The sequence below is a fragment of the Pseudomonas iridis genome, assembly GCF_017980685.1.
GTDB lineage: Bacteria > Pseudomonadota > Gammaproteobacteria > Pseudomonadales > Pseudomonadaceae > Aquipseudomonas > Aquipseudomonas iridis.
The window spans coordinates 85,406-104,207 of the sequence record NZ_JACXXO010000013.1; the positions used below are offsets into that span (position 1 = coordinate 85,406).

At 61.3% G+C, this 18,802-nt stretch carries 18 protein-coding genes; 16 read left to right on the plus strand and 2 right to left on the minus strand.

Annotation, left to right across the window (positions count from 1 at the left end; genetic code table 11):
- Window positions 1-2 precede the first annotated feature (2 nt).
- The 15 genes from IEQ42_RS20030 (at window position 3) to IEQ42_RS20100 (ending at window position 16,355) form a co-directional block, all read left to right on the plus strand.
- Window positions 3-749 (plus strand): sugar transferase, encoded by a 747-nt coding sequence (locus IEQ42_RS20030; RefSeq protein ID WP_042559767.1) that lies wholly within the window; start codon window positions 3-5, stop codon window positions 747-749.
- On the plus strand, window positions 749-1,396 hold the full coding sequence (locus IEQ42_RS20035) for a CpsD/CapB family tyrosine-protein kinase (protein ID WP_042559768.1): 648 nt from the start codon (window positions 749-751) through the stop codon (window positions 1,394-1,396). The genes IEQ42_RS20030 and IEQ42_RS20035 overlap by 1 nt, the downstream gene beginning before the upstream one ends.
- Before the next feature lie 21 nt (window positions 1,397-1,417).
- A complete protein-coding gene (locus IEQ42_RS20040) occupies window positions 1,418-2,440 on the plus strand; it encodes a polysaccharide biosynthesis/export family protein (protein ID WP_210704858.1) in 1,023 nt (340 codons plus the stop codon).
- 16 nt (window positions 2,441-2,456) lie between these two features.
- Entirely contained in the window at window positions 2,457-4,049 is a 1,593-nt protein-coding gene (locus IEQ42_RS20045; RefSeq protein WP_210704859.1) for a GumC family protein, read from the plus strand.
- Entirely contained in the window at window positions 4,046-5,137 is a 1,092-nt protein-coding gene (locus tag IEQ42_RS20050; protein WP_210704860.1) for a glycosyltransferase family 4 protein, read from the plus strand. The genes IEQ42_RS20045 and IEQ42_RS20050 overlap by 4 nt, the downstream gene beginning before the upstream one ends.
- Entirely contained in the window at window positions 5,134-6,507 is a 1,374-nt protein-coding gene (locus IEQ42_RS20055; RefSeq protein WP_210704861.1) for an O-antigen ligase family protein, read from the plus strand. The genes IEQ42_RS20050 and IEQ42_RS20055 overlap by 4 nt, the downstream gene beginning before the upstream one ends.
- On the plus strand, window positions 6,504-7,472 hold the full coding sequence (locus tag IEQ42_RS20060; RefSeq protein WP_210704862.1) for a glycosyltransferase: 969 nt from the start codon (window positions 6,504-6,506) through the stop codon (window positions 7,470-7,472). Before IEQ42_RS20055 ends, IEQ42_RS20060 begins: the two co-directional genes overlap by 4 nt.
- A complete protein-coding gene (locus IEQ42_RS20065) occupies window positions 7,465-8,601 on the plus strand; it encodes a glycosyltransferase (protein WP_210704863.1) in 1,137 nt (378 codons plus the stop codon). The genes IEQ42_RS20060 and IEQ42_RS20065 overlap by 8 nt, the downstream gene beginning before the upstream one ends.
- 15 nt (window positions 8,602-8,616) lie before the next feature.
- Window positions 8,617-9,618 (plus strand): polysaccharide deacetylase family protein, encoded by a 1,002-nt coding sequence (locus IEQ42_RS20070; RefSeq protein ID WP_210704864.1) that lies wholly within the window; start codon window positions 8,617-8,619, stop codon window positions 9,616-9,618.
- Entirely contained in the window at window positions 9,615-10,919 is a 1,305-nt protein-coding gene (locus tag IEQ42_RS20075; protein ID WP_210704866.1) for a lipopolysaccharide biosynthesis protein, read from the plus strand. The genes IEQ42_RS20070 and IEQ42_RS20075 overlap by 4 nt, the downstream gene beginning before the upstream one ends.
- On the plus strand, window positions 10,916-12,835 hold the full coding sequence (locus IEQ42_RS20080; RefSeq protein WP_210704868.1) for a hypothetical protein: 1,920 nt from the start codon (window positions 10,916-10,918) through the stop codon (window positions 12,833-12,835). The genes IEQ42_RS20075 and IEQ42_RS20080 overlap by 4 nt, the downstream gene beginning before the upstream one ends.
- Before the next feature lie 68 nt (window positions 12,836-12,903).
- Window positions 12,904-13,593 carry a GNAT family N-acetyltransferase gene (locus IEQ42_RS20085; RefSeq protein WP_210704907.1) on the plus strand — a complete coding sequence of 230 codons (690 nt, stop codon included), beginning with the start codon at window positions 12,904-12,906 and terminating at the stop codon, window positions 13,591-13,593.
- Between the two features lie 4 nt (window positions 13,594-13,597).
- Window positions 13,598-14,785, plus strand: a complete 1,188-nt coding sequence (locus IEQ42_RS20090; RefSeq protein ID WP_210704870.1) for a GNAT family N-acetyltransferase — start codon at window positions 13,598-13,600, stop codon at window positions 14,783-14,785.
- Window positions 14,757-15,548: a ChbG/HpnK family deacetylase gene (locus tag IEQ42_RS20095; protein ID WP_210704872.1), complete on the plus strand. Its 792-nt coding sequence runs from the start codon at window positions 14,757-14,759 to the stop codon at window positions 15,546-15,548. The genes IEQ42_RS20090 and IEQ42_RS20095 overlap by 29 nt, the downstream gene beginning before the upstream one ends.
- Before the next feature lie 114 nt (window positions 15,549-15,662).
- The gene (locus tag IEQ42_RS20100; RefSeq protein WP_210704908.1) at window positions 15,663-16,355 is read left to right on the plus strand and encodes a GNAT family N-acetyltransferase; all 693 of its coding nucleotides are present in this window, start codon (window positions 15,663-15,665) and stop codon (window positions 16,353-16,355) included.
- A gap of 138 nt (window positions 16,356-16,493) precedes the next feature.
- Here IEQ42_RS20100 and IEQ42_RS20105 read toward each other — a convergent pair whose 3' ends face one another.
- Window positions 16,494-17,291: a class I SAM-dependent methyltransferase gene (locus IEQ42_RS20105; protein ID WP_210704873.1), complete on the minus strand. Its 798-nt coding sequence runs from the start codon at window positions 17,289-17,291 to the stop codon at window positions 16,494-16,496.
- A 156-nt stretch (window positions 17,292-17,447) separates the two neighbouring features.
- Here IEQ42_RS20105 and IEQ42_RS20110 point away from each other — a divergent pair, with 156 nt between their 5' ends.
- On the plus strand, window positions 17,448-17,795 hold the full coding sequence (locus tag IEQ42_RS20110; protein ID WP_200617035.1) for a hypothetical protein: 348 nt from the start codon (window positions 17,448-17,450) through the stop codon (window positions 17,793-17,795).
- Between the two features lie 67 nt (window positions 17,796-17,862).
- Here IEQ42_RS20110 and IEQ42_RS20115 read toward each other — a convergent pair whose 3' ends face one another.
- Window positions 17,863-18,798: an Ig-like domain-containing protein gene (locus tag IEQ42_RS20115; protein ID WP_210704874.1), complete on the minus strand. Its 936-nt coding sequence runs from the start codon at window positions 18,796-18,798 to the stop codon at window positions 17,863-17,865.
- Window positions 18,799-18,802: the final 4 nt, after the last annotated feature.

Sequence of the window (18,802 nt, forward strand, 5' to 3'; positions counted from 1 at the left end):
TTATGACTGGACATGAGAAAGCGATGCCGATGCAGGAACTGCGTCGTGACAAGCGCATAGACCCCGAGCACCGCATGCGCCTCGATGCCGCGATTCATCGCCAGGGTCGCGGTTGGGTGACTGGCCGTGACGGTGGCCGGCCATGGCAGGTGTCGCGGACCAATCGAATTGTGGCTTGTCTCGGCGCCCTGGCGATTCTGTTGGTGTTTTCGCCGCTGTTGATCGGCCTGGCGCTGGCCGTCAAGTTCACCAGCCCGGGGCCGGTGATGTTCGTGCAGAAACGCACCGGTTATCGCGGGCGCAAATTCGGCATGTACAAATTCCGCACCATGGTTGCCAACGCCGAAGACCTCAAGGAATCGTTGCGCCACCTGAACAAGCACGGGGCCGACGCGATTGATTTCAAGATCGACAAGGACCCGAGAATCACCGGCATCGGCGGCTTTCTGCGCCGCACCAGCCTCGACGAACTGCCCAACCTGATCAACGTGATCAGCGGCGACATGCGTCTGGTCGGCCCCCGTCCGACCTCCTTCAATGCTTACCGCTACAAGGACAATCACCTCGCTCGCTTGAGCATCTATCCCGGAATGACCGGCCTGTGGCAGATCTCCGGACGCAGCAACATCGACTTCGACCAGCGCGTTGAGTTGGACCTCAGCTATATCGCCGAGCAGAGCCTTCTGCTTGATCTGAAGATCCTGTTGAAAACCCCCTTCAAAGTATTCAGCGGCCACGGAGCAAGCTAATGGACGGTTCAACCAATAAAAGCCTGAGCATCGCCAACCCCAGCGAATCGAACCTGACCTCGACCGTGCTGGATCTGGATCTGCGGATTCTGTTCCTGACCGCCGCCAACCCCGGCGCCGGCACCACCACCAGCGCGCTGGCACTGGCCAGTCAACTGGCGCAGATGAGCAGCGGCCAGGTGCTGCTGGTCGACGCCAGCCAATCGGCGAGCAACCTGACCCAGCAGATGAACCTGAGCAAGGAGCGCGGCCTGCGCGACCTGCTGTTCAACCCGGACAACCCGCCGCTGTTGCAGGACTGCGTGGTGCAGATTTCGAGCCTGCCATTCGACGTGCTGCCCAACGGCCGGCCGATCCGCACCATGGAACACCTGACCGCCGAGCGCCTGAGCCCGTTGCTCGATCAGTTGGGCAGCCGGTACCGCTTCGTGGTGATCGATGGCGACGCGGTGTATTCCGCCGCCGACACGCTGGTCATCAGCACCCAGGTCGATGGCGTGGTGTTCGTGGTTCGCGCCGAAGACACCCGTTGGGAAGTCGCCCAGGCCGCCGTGCAACGCCTTACCCAGGCCGGGGCAAAAGTGGTCGGCAGCGTGTTCAACCGGCGCAAGTACTACATGCCCAAGTGGCTTTACAAAAATCTGTGAGCAACCGCAAAGGATGACGCCATGAACGCCAAAATGCTTGTCTTGCTCTTGCTGCCGCTTGCGGGCTGCTCCAGCAATTCCGATACCCGCAACATGCCGGTGAATATCCTCACCGCCACCCCGGCCAACGCCCAGGCAACCGATATGCCGAAGATCGAGCAGACCCTGCGCCCGCAGGATGTGCTGGACGTGATCTTCCACATCAGCACCAGCGGTTCGGATGCCTACCGCGTGCAGTCGGGTGATCAGATCGGCCTGAATTTCACCGCTGCCAGCCAGCTCAACGGCAATCAACTGGTGCTGCCCGACGGCACCATCGAACTGCCGGGCGCCAACACCTCGGTGAAAATCGCCGGGCTGACCAGCGATGAGGCGCGGCAGGAAATCCAGCGGGTCTATCAGCGCAAACAACTGTTCCAGCCCAACCGCAATCAGCTGACGGTGCAGATCATCAGCCCGTTGACCAACGAACAGAACCTGAAAAATGCACTGAACCACCCGGCCACCGGCATGAGCCGCGAGATCACCGTCGGCACTGACGGCTACGCCAGTTTTCCGGAAATCGGCGCCGTGCCGCTACAAGGCATGACCATCAATCAGCTGGAAACCTTCCTTAATCAGAAGTACGCGCAACTGCCGGGCCGAATGACGGTGGACGTGCTGCTCAAGTCCACCGCCGGCAATGAAATCTACGTACTCGGCGAAGTCGGCCAACCGGGTTCCTACCCGATCCGTCGACCCGTGTCGGTGCTTGAGGCGCTGACTCTGGCGCGCGGCACCAACGTCAAGGCGCGGCTGGACTCGGTGGTGATCATGCGCCGCAACGGCAATCAGGTGCAGGCAGTGCACTACGACGTCGAAAAAGCCTTGTCCGGCGATGCTTCGCAAATCGCTTATCTGCAACCCGACGACATGCTTTTCGTGCCGAAAACCAAACTGGCCAGCGCCGGTGAACTGGCTCGGCAACTGGCGGACGTGGTGTTGTTCCAGGGCGTGGGCTTCAGCTTCGGCTACCGCGTCGACAACAAAGACAGTGATAACTAACTCTCAGGTGACCGACATGAACCCAAAGGAAAACTACCTGCACGAGTTCTTCAGGATCTTCTTCGCCAACAAGCAACTGGTGAAACGGGTCTTCCTGATCTTTGCAGTCATCGCCCTCCTGCTGCCATTGGTGCTCAAACAGAGCTTCGATATCACCGCGCAGGTGATCGTGCAGTCGAAAAAACTCTCCCAGGGTGACGCCACCACGTCGCTGACGGTGGACAACGCCACGTTCATTCCGCCGTCGCTGGCGGACATGGAAACCGAGAGCAACATCCTCCGGTCGCCAGCGCTGATCCGCCAGACCATCAGCGAGTTGCGCGACAAGGGCGAGTACACGCCTTCGCCGGGCATCTTCAGCAAACTGGTGAGCGAGCCGTTCAAACGCTACGTCAGTTCGCCGCTGCGCGAATACGTGATCAACCCGACGCGCAACATGCTCGGGCTGGAGACCGATCCGGTGCGAGACACGACGCTCGATGCGCTGACCCAACAGGCCATCGATAGCCTGAAGATCGAGACCCTGCCCGGCTCCAACGTGATCTCGATCATCTATGGCTTCCCGGACCCGCATCAAGGCACGACGTTTGTCAGTGCCCTGCTGCAGAACTATCTGGTGAGCCGTCAGGCGCTGCAATCGATCGACCTGCCGCAGTCCTTCTACGAATCGAAGAAGCATCTCTATCAAGTGCGTCTCGATGGTCTGGAAGGCAACCGTCAGGCCTTGCTGGAAAGTGTCGGCGCCTCGGATCCGAAGGAAGAGATCACCTTCCGCCTGAACGCGATCAACACCGAAGAGCAGGCGCTGAACCTGTATCAGGATCGCCTGTTGCAGAGCCAGCGCTGGCTCGAATACCTGAAAACCGCTATGGCCGCCGCCAGTAGCAGCAAGCTCAACGATTACACCTTCCCCTTCACCTTCACCACTACCGTCGACAACGTGGCGTTCGAGGACCGGGAAATCAAACAGATGGGCGAACAACTGACCACGCAGGTCAGCCGTTACATGAACGACCTGGCGGTCTTCCAGCCTGGCAGTGAACCGATGCTGCTGACCCGCGAGCAAATCGCCCGCACCCGTCAGCAGTTCCTCAAAGTGGTGAGCAACCGCATCCAGGAACGCACCGCCGATCTGGCCGTGGTCAAGCAGGTGATCGACCAGAAAACCGCGCGCATCACCGAGTTCAAGAACCGCATCCACGAGTTGCAGCAAACCCAGAGCAAGCTGCGGCAGATGGACACCGAGATTGATGCGATGCACGCCGCTTTTTCGACCTACGCCCAGCGGTTTGCCGAAAGCAGCACCACGCGCTCGCTCAACGACGACCTGTCCAACGCCCGCGTACTCAGCCCGCCGTTCGAACCGACCGAGGCGGCCTTCCCGAAACCGGGGCTGATTATTCCGTTCGGCCTGCTCACCGGTCTGTTGCTGGCGATCGCACTGGTCTACGTGCGTGAGTTCTTCGATCACCGCTTCAAACACCCGGCGCAAATCAGCCACGAACTGGGCTTGCCGGTGCTGTTGGTGATCAACGACCAGAATGTACTGCCAAGCAATCCGCACAAGAGCTGGACGGTGCCAAGCTTCCTGCACTGGGTGCGCAATTGAACACCGCGCCCGCCCCGAACGCCGCCCTGCCGATCATTCATTTGCTCAGCAGCGGCGGTTTCTATGGGGCCGAACGGATGTTGCTGGATCATTGCCTGGCGACGCCGGGGCAGCATCAGGTGCTGTTCCTCGACGCACCAGCAGAGCTGATCGCGCGGTTTCGTGAGGCCGGGGTGGACTGCCGGGGCTGTGCCGGGCTGGGGGAGTTGCTGCGGCACTTGCGGCAGCGGCAAAGCGAGCAGCCGCTGATCAACACCCACAATTTCAAAGGTCTGTTGTTTGGCTGGGTCGGCGCGACGTTGTTGCGCCTGCCGCTGGTGATCACCCAACACGGCTTCACCCCGCGCAGCCGCAAGCAAAAGTTCTACACCTGGCTGAGCCTGCAACTGTGCCGCACCGCCTCGGTAGATCGGGTGGTCTGCGTCGCGGAAAGCATCGCGCTGCTGCACCGTCAGGCCAGTGTACGGGCGGAGAAGCTGCAGGTAATTCCCAATGGCTTGCCAGCCGCGGCGGCGCTGGTGCATGACGCCGATCGGCAGCGCTGGCTCGCGGGTTATGTCGGGCGTCTGAGCAGCGAGAAAGGCCCGGATCTGTTTCTCGATGCACTGATCCCGCTGTGTCATCAACATGCGCAACTGGATGCGGTGATGCTCGGCGACGGCCCGGAACGCGAGGTATTGCAGGCGCGAATCGATGCCGCTGGCTTGCAGCAACGGATTCGTCTGCCGGGTTACCAGATCGCCATGCAACCGTGGTGGCAGCAACTCGATGCGCTGGTGATCAGCTCGCGCACCGAGGGTACGCCGATGATTTTGCTGGAGGCGATGCAGGCCGGTGTGCCGGTGGTGGCGTTTGGCGTTGGCGGGATTCCCGATGTGCTGGAACACCGACACAACGGTTTGCTCGTCGAACCCGTCGACAGCGCGGCCCTCGCCCGTCAGCTCGACACGCTGTTGACCGAGCCGAAACTGGCGCGGCAACTGCGTGATAACGCAAAACGCACGCAACTGGATCGCTACGACCTCAAGGCTCTCGCCGAGCGCTGGTCGCAGCTGTACATCCGCACGGCACGGGAGGCACGCGCATGATTTTCCCGCTCTCGATCGTCAGTCTGCTCAGTCTGGTCTGCATTGCTTTGCTGGCCAGCCCTTATCCGTATCTGGCGCCGGGGGCAGTCCTGGGCCTGGTGGGGTTTGCCGTGTTGTATCGCAAGCCGTCCTGGGGCTTGCTCGGCATCGCCGCCCTGGTGCCGTTCGAAGGTTTTTTCAAAGACAACATGCTGTCCGGGAGCAAGCTGATCGGCGCATCACTGGCGGTGATCCTGATGCTGCAACTGGCGCTGCACCAGATTCCCTCGGAGCGCCTGCGCAGTAATATCTGGCGCTACCTGATCTGGTTCATGGTTCTGTACTTTCTGAGCCTGTTCAACACCGATGACATGGGCATGTCGCTGGGGCATCTGCGCGAACTCGGCGTCGGTCTGATCCTGTTTGTCATCACCCTGCTGATCGGCCGCGAGCTTAACCTCGACCTGTTCGCCCGATTGGTGACCCTGGCGGTCAGCACCACCAGCGCCATGGCGATGTTCTCAAGCAAATTCCAGGACCAGGGCCGCGCCGCCGGGCTGCTTGAAGATCCCAACGCGTTCGCCCTGCTGATCGCCTTCGCCATTCCACTGGGCCTGCTGCTGGTGATCCGCAGCCCGAACCTGTGGCATCGGTTGTTCTGGGGCGGTTGCTGCCTGCTGCTGCTGGGCGGCATGACCAAAACCGAGTCGCGTTCCGGGCTGGTGGTGCTGGCGCTGAGTCTGTTGATCGGCTGCTGGCACTACCGCGCGCAACTGACGCGGATTCGCCCACGGCATTTGGGTTTTGCCATGCTTGGCGCGGCCATCGTGATTCCATTGGCGATCTATGCGATGCCTGCCGGTTACCTCGCGCGCATTCAATCGCTGAGCGTGCTGAGCGCGGGCGCCAAGGGCCACAACGACGAATCCCTGGGTCGCCGCGCCTCGTACATCGTGGTCGGCAGCCAGATGATCCGCGAGAACCCGCTGCTCGGCTCCGGCCCCGGGACGTTCCCGCTGCACTACGCGACCACCGGATACGCCAAGGCGTTTTCCGCCAACCGCAAGATCGGCGACCTGTACCGCCGTGCGCACAACACCTACCTGGAAATCTTCAGCGAACTCGGGGTCCCTGCCGGACTGCTGTTTGTCGGGATGCTGGGTCTTGGGTTGTACAACCTGATCCGTGCGCGGGCCGCCTGGATGCTGCGCCGCGACTGGCAGCAGGCGGATCTGATGACGCATCTAGGCGTGAGTTTTCTGTCGCTGACACTGTTTCTGATGTTTCTCAGCGCACCGAACCAGAAATACGTGTGGATCATGCTCGCCATGACGAGCGTTCTGCGCCTCAAAGCCGAACAAGCGCCATTGACGAAGGAGGCCCGCGCATGAGCCGGATCAGTATCGTCATTCCGATGTACAACGAGGCCCGGCACATTGGGCGCACGCTGCTCGCTGCGCAAAAAGCCGCGCACGCCGCCAATGTCGAGTGCGAATTGATCGTGGTCGACAACGGTTCGAGCGATCAGGGCCCGCAGATTGCCCGGCAGTTCGGCGCTCAGGTGCTGGTGATGCCGGGCCTGTTGATCGGCGCGTTGCGCAATCGCGGCACGGCGATCGCCAGCGGTGAATGGCTGGCGTTCATCGACGCAGACGTCGAGATGCCGGAAGACTGGCTTACCCCACTGTTCGACATCGAAGCCAGCGGCCAGGCCGATGTTTTTGGCCTCGATCTGCACACGCCCGCCGCCGCGCCGTGGTACGCCACCGCATGGCAGCGCCGCACGTTGCGTCCAACCGACCACGCCAGCCATGTCGTCGATTGGCTGCCCAGTTCCAACCTGTTGATGCGCCGGCACTGGTTCGACAAGGTCGGCGGTTTCAACGAAAGCCTGCGTACCGGCGAAGACAAGGAATTCACCTTGCGCCTGCGCGAGCACGGTGCACGCCTGCTGTCGGTCAATGAGCAGGTCGCGTTGCACTGGGGCTACGAAATGAACTGGCGCGAGTGGATGGGCAAGGAGATGTGGCGTCAGGGCAGTCATCTGCAACTGCTGCGTACCCATGGCTTGAGCCTGCGCCTGCTGCGCTTCCCCCTGCTGTCGATCGCGGTTTGGGTTCTGGATTTTCTGGCGATTTCGGCACTGCTCGACGGCTTCCCGCATCACGCGTCACTGATGGTCTCCTTGACCCTGCTGCCCGGCCTGGTATTGAGCATTCGCCAGAGCATCAAACACCGAAACATCGGCCTGACCCTGCAATTGTGGGGCTTGCACTGGATGCGCCTGCACCTGGCCGGTGCCGCGTTCATTCTGAGTCTGTGTCATTGGAACGCCAGGAGGCCTGCCCGTGGCTGAATTCATTTTCTGGATGTGCCTGTTACTGCCGGTCTACGCCTATCTCGGCTATCCGCTGCTGCTGACGCTTCTGGCGCCGCTGTTCCCGGCCTGGCGCCATACTCCGGCGCCGCCGCTGAACATCAGCATCGTGATCGCCGCGCACAACGAGGCGCGGCACATCGAGCACAAATTGCGCACGCTGCTGGCTCAGGATTATCAGCCGGCAACGTTGCAGATCATCCTCGCCAGCGATGGCTCGACGGATGACACCGTGGCTTGCGCGGGCAAAGTGGTCGACCCGCGCATCACCGTGCTCGACCTGCCCCGCCAGGGCAAGGCCGCGACCCTGAATGCCGGCGCCGCGCTGAGTACCGGCGATATTCTGGTGTTCACCGATGCCGACAATCAATGGTCACGCGACACCCTCGGCCACTTGCTCGCGCCGTTGAGCGATCCGCAAGTTGGCGCCTGTGCCGGGCACATGGTGATTCCGGTCACCGGCGGGGGCCTGAGCGTCGGTGACAGCCTGTACCGGCACTACGAAGGCTGGCTGCGCCGCGTGGAGAATCGCACCGGTTGCATGGTCTCCGCCGATGGCGCCCTGCTCGCTCTGCGCGGCGAGCTGTTCCAGAACGTACCAGCGGAGGTCAACGACGATTTCTTTATCAGCACCTGCGCGCCGGTGGCACGCAAACGCATCGTCTACGTGCCCGAAGCGCAAGTGATCGACCATGGCGTCGATGAGGCGGGCAAGCAGTTTCGTCGGCGTCAGCGCGTTACAGTCGGCGGCTTGCAGAGCCTGGCGCAACGCAGCGAGCTGCTCAATCCGTTCAAGCATGGCCTGTATTCGATCGCGTTGATCAGCCACAAATTGATCCGCCGACTGGCGCCCGTGCTGTTGCTGCCGTTGCTGCTGAGCAACTTCTGGCTGTGGCAAGAACACGGCTTTTATCGCTTGAGCCTGATCGCGCAGCTGATCGGCTACACGATCGCCATCGCCGGCCTGCTCGATTCGCAACACCGTTTGCCCAAACCATTCCGTCTGGCGGCGTTTTTGCTGGTCACCCTGGCGGGCATGAGCCTCGGCCTGTGGCAGTTCCTGCGCGGCCAGCGGTATGCCCAGTGGAATCCGGAACAGAACCGATAAAAAAGGACTCAGGCCATGGCGATAAAACAACTTCTAAAACGCACCAGTGGCTGGCTCTATCTCAATTCGTCCGTGGGCCGCAATCAGCTGCACGGCGCCGGGGTGATCCTGATGCTGCATCGGGTGCTGGCCAACGACCGCGCCGCTGACCTGCCGCACCGCAACGAGTTGTGCGTCGGCCCAAAAGCGTTCGAGCACTTGCTGGTGTGGCTGCGCAGGCATTTCGATTGCGTGCCGTTGATGGAGGTTCTGCAGCCCAATTCGCTGCGCACCGAACGACCACGGGTGGCGCTGACCTTCGACGACGGCTGGCGTGACAACGCGGTCAACGCCTTCCCCCTGCTGCAAAAACATCAGGTGCCGGCAAGCATTTTCCTCTCCACCGACTTCATCGGCAGCCACCAGCGCTTCTGGTGGGAAAGCCTGGGTGAAACGCTGTGGGGCAGCCATGGCGACAAGGCGCGGATGCATTTGATCGAATGCCTGCGCGTCTGCGGCCATCCCTTGCCGGTGCTGGTCGATGACATCGATGTCGACCGCCGAAGCCTGGCGCTGCTGCATTACCTGCAAAGCCTCAAGAGCCTTGCACCGCACGAGCTGGATCGCCTGACCGACGAATGCCCGCAGGACTCGCAACCGCAAGCGCTGGACTGGCATCAGGTGCGCGCACTCGAAGCTTCGGGGCTGGTGCGGTTCGGCCCGCACGGCGCCAGTCACGCGATCCTCACGGGTCTGGATGATGTGCGCCTGGGCGAAGAAATCAAGCGCAGCCGCGATGCCCTGTACAACGGCTGCAACCGGCCCTTACCGGTGTATTGCTACCCCAATGGCGATAACGATGAACGCGTGCGCCAACAGATTGCCGATCACGATTACCCGTTTGCGCTGGGCACCGGCACCGGCATTTATCGCGGTGAAGGCGACCCGCTGAACCTGCCGCGTTTCGGCGTCAGTCAACGCACCGCGCGCAATCCGGAACTGCTGTCGTGGCGGATTTATCGCGGGGCACGGCCATGAGCCGCAACCACTATCTCAAACATTTGGCGCTGAGCATGGGCACCAAACTGGCGATGATCGCCCTGCGCCTGCTGCGCAACGTGCTGCTGGCGCGGATCCTCGGGCCCAGTGAGCGTGGCTTGTTTGCGCTACTGAGTACCTTGCCCGACCTGATCAGCGCCGCCACCAGTGGCGGGCTGAACTCGGCGGTCGGTTATCAAGCGGCCAAGCAACGACCGATGGGGTTGTTGCTCGCTCAGGTGCTGGTGTTCGGCTGTCTGCTGGCGGGGCTGCTGACCTTGCTGGTGGTGGCGCTGGTGCGTGAGTTCGGTACTGAACTCGACATCACGATGCAACTCGGCCTGCTCGCCTGGTTGTTGCTGCTGGCGGTGCCGCTGACCGTACTCAAAAGCGGCCTGCTGACATTGCACAACGCTTCCGGCGGCGTGGTCGCGTTCAACGTCTTGCGCCTGACCGAATCGCTGGCGCCGCTGCTGCTGTTTCTTGCGCTGTTCTGGATGTGGAAAAGTGCTGCGCTGGAAGCGGCGCTGATCAGTTGGCTGGCCGGGATCAGTCTGGTGGTACTGGCCGGTTGGGTCTGGCTCAAACGTGCGCACCCGATGCAGCTGCAATGGGACCGTGCCAGCCAGAACGAGCTGCTGCGCTTCAGCGCCCGCAGCCATCCGGACCTGTTGTTCCAGCAAGTGATTCTGCGCTCGGATTACCTGTTCATCGGCGCCCTGCTGGGCAGCACCGCGCTCGGCCATTACGCCATGGCCAGCGCCGCCGCCGAACTGCTGCTGATCGTTCCCGAGGCGGTGACCACGCCGCTGATGAAGCGCCTGCTGCAACAGGATGCAGGCATGGACAAAGTCACCCCGCTGGCCCTGCGCCTGACCGCCACGGTGATGCTCGGCGCCTGCCTGACCATGGCCGTGATCGGCGAATGGTTGATCATCACGCTGTTCGGCGTGGCGTATCAACCGGCCTATCCGGCGCTGCTGGCCTTGCTGCCGGGCCTGCTGGGTCTGTGCTACGCGAGCATTCTGCGCCTGGATCTGATTGGCAAGGATCGTCCCGGCACGGTGTCGTTGCTGATGGGCCTCGGCGCCCTGCTCAATCTGGCGCTGAACCTGGTGTTGATTCCGGCTTACGGCATCGTCGGCGCCGCAGCGGCATCGTCGATTGCCTATCTGGCGGTGACCGTGGCGATGCTGGTGCTCTATTGCCGTTTGAGCGGCGTAGCGTTCTGGCACACCCTGATCATCCTGCCCCGTGACGTGCTGCCGATGCTGCAGATCCTGCAACGGAAGGCCGCATGAAAGGCCTGGCCCTGCTGTTCGGCGTCAGCCTGTCGCTCGACGCCTTCGCCGCGTCGATGCGCTGGGGCGAGATTCGCGACGGCAGTCTGTACCTGCAAGCGGATCGCCCGGACAAGGTGACAGTACGATGGGTGCCGGCATGGCAGGCCGAGGCCAATGAAGAACATCTGTATCTGCTCGACGGTCAGGGCAAATTGCAGGGCGAACGGCTGATCAAAGCCAGCGAAACTCGCGGTTCACAGACCTGGACTTTGCTGCCCGGAGCTGCAAGCAGTCGACTGGAAATCCCCGGCTATAGCTTTCGGGGTTATCGGATTGAACATGACAAAAAAACCGTGGCGCTGTTCGCCCCGGCCAAAGTGCATTTCAGCGCCGAAACGCGTAACGGCGACGAGTTGTATTTCAAAGTAGCCGCCGGCGAGCGCGCGGTGCTGGCCGGCAAGTTTCATGGCGGCGTCAGCGGTTTGCAGGCACAGCGGGTCGGCGATAAGCAAACGCTGACGCTGGCACTCAAACCCTATCGCGCCTATTGGCAGTTCGATCAGGTCGCACTGCCGGTCAGCCAACAAGAACAAGTCTGGCGCTTGCGTTTGCAAGGGAGCGGCAAAGCAGCGTTCTGGCTCGACGGCACCGCCAACCTGTTTGCGCAAACTGCGCAGCAGCTCAAACCACTGCGCGAAGACGTCGGCCAGATTCACCTGGTTCTGCACGACGAAGTCCTCGGCCGCACGCCCGATCTGGGCATTGCCCTGCCTTATGTGATGCCGCCGCCGGCCAGTCATGCTGCGCTCGATGCGCTGAAACCGACGGCGGCGAGTTACTACAGCTTCGTCGACGTCACGGCGAAGAACCCGCATTTCGAAGACGCATTCCGTCAGGTCTATCAGGAGCGTTTCGGCATCCGACAGGACATCACCCTGCTCGCCGGCAGTCAGCGTCAGGCCGATCTGCGCGCCGATGTACAAAGCAACAGCGGCCTCGATGCGTGGCTTGCCGGCACTCGGGCACTGGGTGGCAAAGGCACTCATTACATTGGTTTCGCCGATGAGCCGAACCTCAATTATTCGAGCTATGCGCAGTACCAGGCGATTTTCACCAGCATGGCCCGGCAAGTGCGCAGTGATCCGGCGAATGCCAAGGCCGGCGTGCGCATCGCCATGCCGGCCAGTTCACGGCTGGTCAACGGGCCGTTCGCCGACAACGCGGCGGACAAGCGCGGCATCGATTGGGCGCGGCGTTTGCTGAGTGAGTCCGCCGATCAGGTCGATGCGCTCGCGTGGCACGAATGGATGATCCGCGACCTGCTCGCCACCCGCGTCTACCGCGACAGCGTGCGCCGCGCTGCCGAACTGGTCGGCCTCGATGGCAATGGCCAGCCGCGCAAAGCCTTGCTGCTCGATCAGACCAATATGTCCAGCGGCTCCAGCCTCAGCCCCTACGATCAGGACACCCATTACGCCTCGCTGTGGTGGGCATCAGTGGTGATCAACGCCTCGCAGGATGGTTTGCTGACGATGCTCAACTGGTTCCAGGCCGCCGATGAGCCGCAGTACCCCAAGGGCATGTTGCGAGTGCTCGGCGACGATCATTTCGAACTGAAACCGGTGGGGCTGGCCCAGCAGTTCATCGCGCAGCATTGGCTGCAGCAAGTGCTGCAGCTGGACACCGATGGTTTTGAAGTCGATGTACTGGCGATGGCCGACGGCGAGCAGCGTGGCTTGCTCGGGGTGAACAAAGGCACGCGATTGCAGCGTGTGGAACTGAGCGGTGCCAGGTGCCCGTTGAACAAAGGTGCGTTGCGTTATTTCGGCGCCGACAACCGCAGCCGCGACGCACCGTTTCACTGCGAGGACGGTCGCGTGCGTTTCGCGTTGCCAGGACAAACCCTGTTCGCCCTGCGCTGGAGCGCCTCATGACCGCCCTTTTGATGTTCTGCCGCGCGAGCCTTGAGCCGCGCGATGCGTCGTCATCAGGAGTGAACACCATGAAACTGCTGCGTAACCTCACTGAACATCTACGGCAGAAAGGACTCACTGCCACCGTAAGAAAAGCCTGGAACCATTACGTCTTTTCCCACCAGGAACTGCTGTGGATGGAGCGCGATCTGGCCAGCCCGGTACCGCCGCACAGCCTTAAACCTTATCCGCCATTGCGGGTGGTGAAGATCACGGCAGACAACGCCAGCGCCTTCGCCCGTTATTTCGGCGACCGCGTCGGCACCATGGCCGAACTGGCCAACGAAGGGCATACCGGGCACATGCACCTGGACGATCAGGGCGATGCCGTGGCGTTCATCTGGGGCACCGTGCGGGACTATTTCGACCGGCATTACTACGGCTGCCTGTTCCCGGTGAATGCCGGCGAGTTCTTCGAGTTCGGCGGCGAACTGACCCGTGCCTACTGGGGCACCGAACTGTCAGTGGATCTGCAGCTGGCGCTGTGGAAAGCCATGGCCGCGCAAGGCTGCGACAAAGTCGTCGACGTCTGCGAATTCCATAACATCCCGGCGCTCAAGCTGCACCTGCGCATGGGCTATACCGAACAGCAGCGGATCATGAATGTGTACATGCTGTTCGGCCGCTGGCGCTTCTACCGCGAGACCCGCTACAGCGGCTCGCGCTTGGCAGCGCTGCGCAAACCTTCCCGCCCACCCGTAACGGCCACGGTGAACTGAGCTTATGGTGATGCGATTCGAATGGCGCACTTCATTGTGCGCCGCCGATTTTCCGGCAGCGGCGTATGAAGCATTCCGCCTGCGGGTGACGGACCACACACCGTTCAACCACCTCGGTTGGTTGTGCGCGGCCGAGCAGACACTTGGCGAGCGTGAGCGCTTGCACATTCTGCTGGGTTGGGACGCGGACGAGTTGCGGCTGTGCCTGCCATTGGTGGCGAGTCGCGAGCGCTACTTTGGCGTGCCGTTCCGGGTGCTGCATCATTTGGGCTATCCGTTGGCCGATCGACTGGCGCTGCTGTCATTGCTGGGCAGTGAGGACATGTGCAACGCCTTGGCGTTGATCCATCAGCGAGTGCCCCATGCGTTGCTGCAACTCAACGAACTGTCCGAACCTGCCGGTGAAGAAAGCGCCCTCACCGAATGGATGGCCCGCAGCTCCACGGGTGAACGACGCCTGAGTTGTCGAGTGCCGGTGCACTTGATCAGTGAGGCCGATCATCAGGAAGTCTCCGGCGATCCACGCTATAAACTGCGGCGGGCGCGCAAGCGGATTGCGGCGTGTGGCGCCGAGGTACGGCGCATCGTTCCGGACGCGATGTCGATAGGCCCGTTGCTGCAAGCCATCAGCGAAGTTGAAGCGGTGAGCTGGAAAGGTGACGAAGGTGTCGGCATTTTTGCCAGTGATCGAAGTCGGCAACTGATCGAGCGTGCCTTCATCGCCCTCGCCGGCCAGGGCCTGGTGCGGCTGGTCACGCTGGAGCTGAACGGGCGTTGCATCAGCTATCGCCTCGGCCTGCTCGAACAGGGCCGGCTCTACGATTACAACCTCGCCTTCCTGCCGCAATACGCTGATCTGGGCAGTGGCCGGGTGTTGCTGGAGGAATGGATTCGCTGGGGTCTGGACGAGCATTGGCGCTGGATCGATGCCTCGCGCGTGAGCCTGGAAAACTCCAGCCATCAACTGCATGAACGCATGACCGGGCAACTGGAGCACTGGCGCTGGAGTTTCTATTCCTGGCGACCCAGTGGCCTGGCGCTGGGCCTGGCGTTGCGCCTGTGGCATCGACTCAAACCGACCGTGCAACAGTGGCGAGCCCGACGCGCGGCCAAACCCGTTGCACCCACCGTCAAACCTGCCGCGATCACCCCGGAGGGCGAACATGCCTCGCCAAGTCATAGTCAACGCTGACGATTTCGGCCTCAGCGCGAACGAGAACGCGGTGATCTTCGCGGCGTTCCAGGCCGGGATCATCAGCTCCGCCACCGCCATGGCCAGCATGCCGGCGTTCGAAGCGGCCTGCACCATGGCCCGGCATCCCGCGCTGGCGGGCCGGATCGGCTTGCACTTCAACCTGACTTACGGGCGCCCCCTGAGCCAGAGGATCGTCGCGCGCCAAACGTTTTGCGACAGCCACGGCGTGTTCGACCTCAGCCTCGCGCGTCACAGCCTGCGGCTCAGTCGTGAGGATCGCGACGCGGTGCACGATGAGTTGCAGGCGCAATGGCAACGTTGTGTCGACCACGGCATGCGGCCGAGCCATATCGATTCGCACCAGCATGTGCACAACATCTGGCCAATCGGCGAGATCGTCGCCCGCTTCGCCGCGCATCAAGGCGTACCGATTCGCCTGGCGCGCAATCTGGGGCAAAACCTCAACCTGGCCAAACGCGTGTTCAAAGGTTTGCTCAATTGGCGCTTGCACAGTCTGGCCGGGATCACCGCCGATTACGTCTGCACGCCGGTGGATCTGCGCAGCAACAGCGTGCCGACCGATGGCGTGCTGGAAATCGTCGCGCATCCCACACAACTCGGGGTTGATTTCGGCGATGCCTATCTCGCCCCCCAGGAGTCTCTGAGCCTTGTGCTAGAGCAGCGGCTGACCGGCGTTGCGCGGGTTTCCTATGCCGATCTGAACAAGGACTCTGCACGCGGTACGGCAGCACTCGATTGAGTTACATAACTTGCAATACTTTCGAAGATGGCACTTTGAAATGAATTGAAAAGCGTGATCTATACCCACCCAAGCATCATCCACAACACCCTGGCTCCGGCCTCGGAGGGCATCATGAGCGTGATCGAAAAACTACAAGAACGCATCCGGCAAAAAGGCCTCGGGCGCACCTTCAGCACGTTGTGGAAACGTTACGTGTTCTTTCACTGGGAATTGTTGTGGATGGAGCGCGACCTGGTCAGCCCGGTGCCGCCGCACAAGCTGCGGCCCTATGAGGGCCTGCGCAAGGTGGACATCACGCCGCAGAACGCCGGGGCGTTCGCCAAGCACTTTGGTGATCGCGTGAAAACCATGGCCGAACTGGCCGCCGAAGGTCACACCGGGCACATGTACCTCGATGCGGACGGCCATGCGGTGAGCTTCATCTGGGGGAGCATTCGCGATTATCACGACCGCCACTATTACGGCTGCGTGTTCAAGGTCTTACCCGGCGAGTTCTTCGAATTCGGTGGTGAAATGATCCGCGCCTATTTCGGCAGCAGCCTGTCGGTGGACGTGCAAGTCGCCCTCTGGGAAGCCATGGCCGCGCAGGGCTGCAACAAAGTGGTCGACGTTTGCGAAACCCACAACATCCCGGCGCTGAAGCTGCACATCCGCATGGGCTACCACGAGCAGGGACGCGTCACTCACGTCTACTGTCTGTTCGGCCGCTGGAAATTCTTCCGCGAAACCCGGTATGAGGGCTCACGGCTTGACCCATTGCGCAAACCGGGGCGGCCGACCGTGAGCGCGGCGGCGGGGGCTTGATTCAGCTCTGAAATCTTGTGGCGATCATGAGGCCGCCTTCGCGAGCGGGCTCGCTCCCACATTGAATGTGTGCATGACGCACATCCAGTGTGGGAGCGAGCCTGCTCGCGAAGAGGCCATTTGTCACAATGGAAAACTTCAGGCCTTGGTGGCAACCAGGGTGAAACACATCGGCAACTGCGCTTGCTGGTTCAGGTATTGGTCGTACAACTCTTCCCGATTCGAATGCGCATATTCCTTGAAGTGCGCAATATTCAGCCCTGCCCCGATGGCGCCGCTGAAGATCGCGCCGAGGGTGTGCACGAACCAGTAGGATTTCGCCGCCTGCTGTTCGACCTTGCCGACATAGACGATCGGCTCTTCCTGCACGAACGGCTCTGCGCGGAAGTACGAAGTCGCGAGGCGATACGGGTCTTCGCCGTCAGGGTCGACCATTTCCAGAAACGGATGGGTTTCGTAGATCACCAGTTGTCCGCCCGGTTTCAGAACCTGCGCGACGTGGCGGAAAAATTCGCCAATGTCGGGCATCCAGTTCAGTACGCCGATAGTGATCAGCGCGACGTCGAAGCGGTTGTGCAACGTCGCCGGCAGATGATGGATATCGCTTTCGATGAATTCAGCACTGTGCGGTGAACGCTTGTTCAGCTCACGCGCCTGTTCGAGGAACGCCGCCGATTGATCGACACCGACCACACTGCGCGCACCAAGGGCGAACAGCGACAGGCTTTCGCGGCCGTTGTTGCAGCCCAGTTGAATCACGTCTTTACCGTCGACCGCCAGCAATCCGCTCAAAGTCTCATCAAGACAGGAGAAGTCCGCCTGAGCGACTTCGCTGAGCAACGCCTGCCAGTCAGGCGAATCCTGATGGTGACGGGCGGAATCGTTCCACGCCTGACGATTGCTTTCGATGGCGGTTTTATTGTTTGGCACTTCCATGGCGCACTCCGGACGATGCTCGTGATTGAGCGGATCCGAGTCTAAATCAGCCCGCCAGTTGCGGTTGTTGCAAACTTGTAAGCCAACGCTGTAGGACCTGCCGCAGGGCAGCTATAGTTAATAGCCTTGGGGAAAACCGCACTCGCAGGTGCCGCCATGCAAATGTTCGAACGGCTGCTGTTGACCGGTTGTCTGCTCGCCGCCACACAGGCACACGCGCTGGACAGCAATTTCATCTACTACGGGCCGAACCAGCCCTTCGCCCACCCCGCTCCGCCGTCATTGTCCGCGCAGCCGCCACGGCCGTTTGATGACACCGCGCCGCAGGATTTCGTGGTCATCCCGGATCGCCACGTGTTTCGTGATTCACAACTGCCGACCGTGGCGGATGCGACAGTGCGGGTGTTTGTCCGCACGTACGATGCCGAGCGTGGGATTTATGTGAATGATGAGGTGCTGGATCCGGGTTGTTTGCTGGAGTGTCTGAGCCGGCAGCAACACTGATCCGGGTTGCTCGCCTATTCTGTTGGCACCGAATAACCCTGTGGGAGCCGTGCGCCTTGCATGGCCTCTACTCCCTGCCCTTCTGACGCTTCGCTTGAGCCGCGTTAACCCCCAGGACTTGAAAAAACGTATCGATGTCCTGAGCACTGGCATTGTCATTGACCGAGTTGCCGTTAAGGTCATAAGTCCAAGCGGTACTGGCACCCAGATCATCGCCAGTCCATACGGAATAATTCAGCCACTCAAGGTAATCGGCCACGGGGCCGGTGTCGGGGAAGTACAGTGTCCACATGCGTTTAATCTGGGTCAGCGTGACCGGCTGCAATTTTGCTGTTTCGCACAGCGTGAGCATCCCTTGCCAATCCGCGCTGTGGGTAAGGAAGTGCACTTCCACAATGCCCTTCACAGTCAACGGGTAGGTTCGGGTCTGGCTCTGGCTGTCGGTGGCGCTGATGGAGCATTCGCCATTGCGAAGGGCAGTGACTTCGCCCGTCTGCGCATCGACACTGGCAATGGCCGGATTGCTGCTGGTGTATTGATAGGGGCCGCTCCCCCACTGCGCCAGTCGCGTCATTCGGGCGGCGGCGGGTAACTTGACCGGCGGTTTATCGACTGACACCACGTGGTTATGTGCGCTCAGATCGAGGGTCGCTTTGGCGTCAAAGCCCGACTGCAATACGAGATCCAGTGGCTGCGAATCCACCAGATCGCCGTCATAAAACTGCACTTTGTACTCAATCAAGACGATGTCGTTCGCGTCGGCGATCAGTGCACTGCCGGGCACAGTAAATATGACGTCTTTGCCAACAGCCGCTAAACCGATCGGGATCTCATCGGTGTAATCCTCACCGACAGCCAGATGCACTTGATCACGGTAGGCCATGTCGTCATAAGGTTTGATTCTGACTGTCACGCCTTTGGCGGGAATGTCTACAGGATCAAGTACATCGCAGGGCGCTTCGTCTACTGACGGTTTGAGCGGGGTGTATGTTGTTTTGTGCATGGCG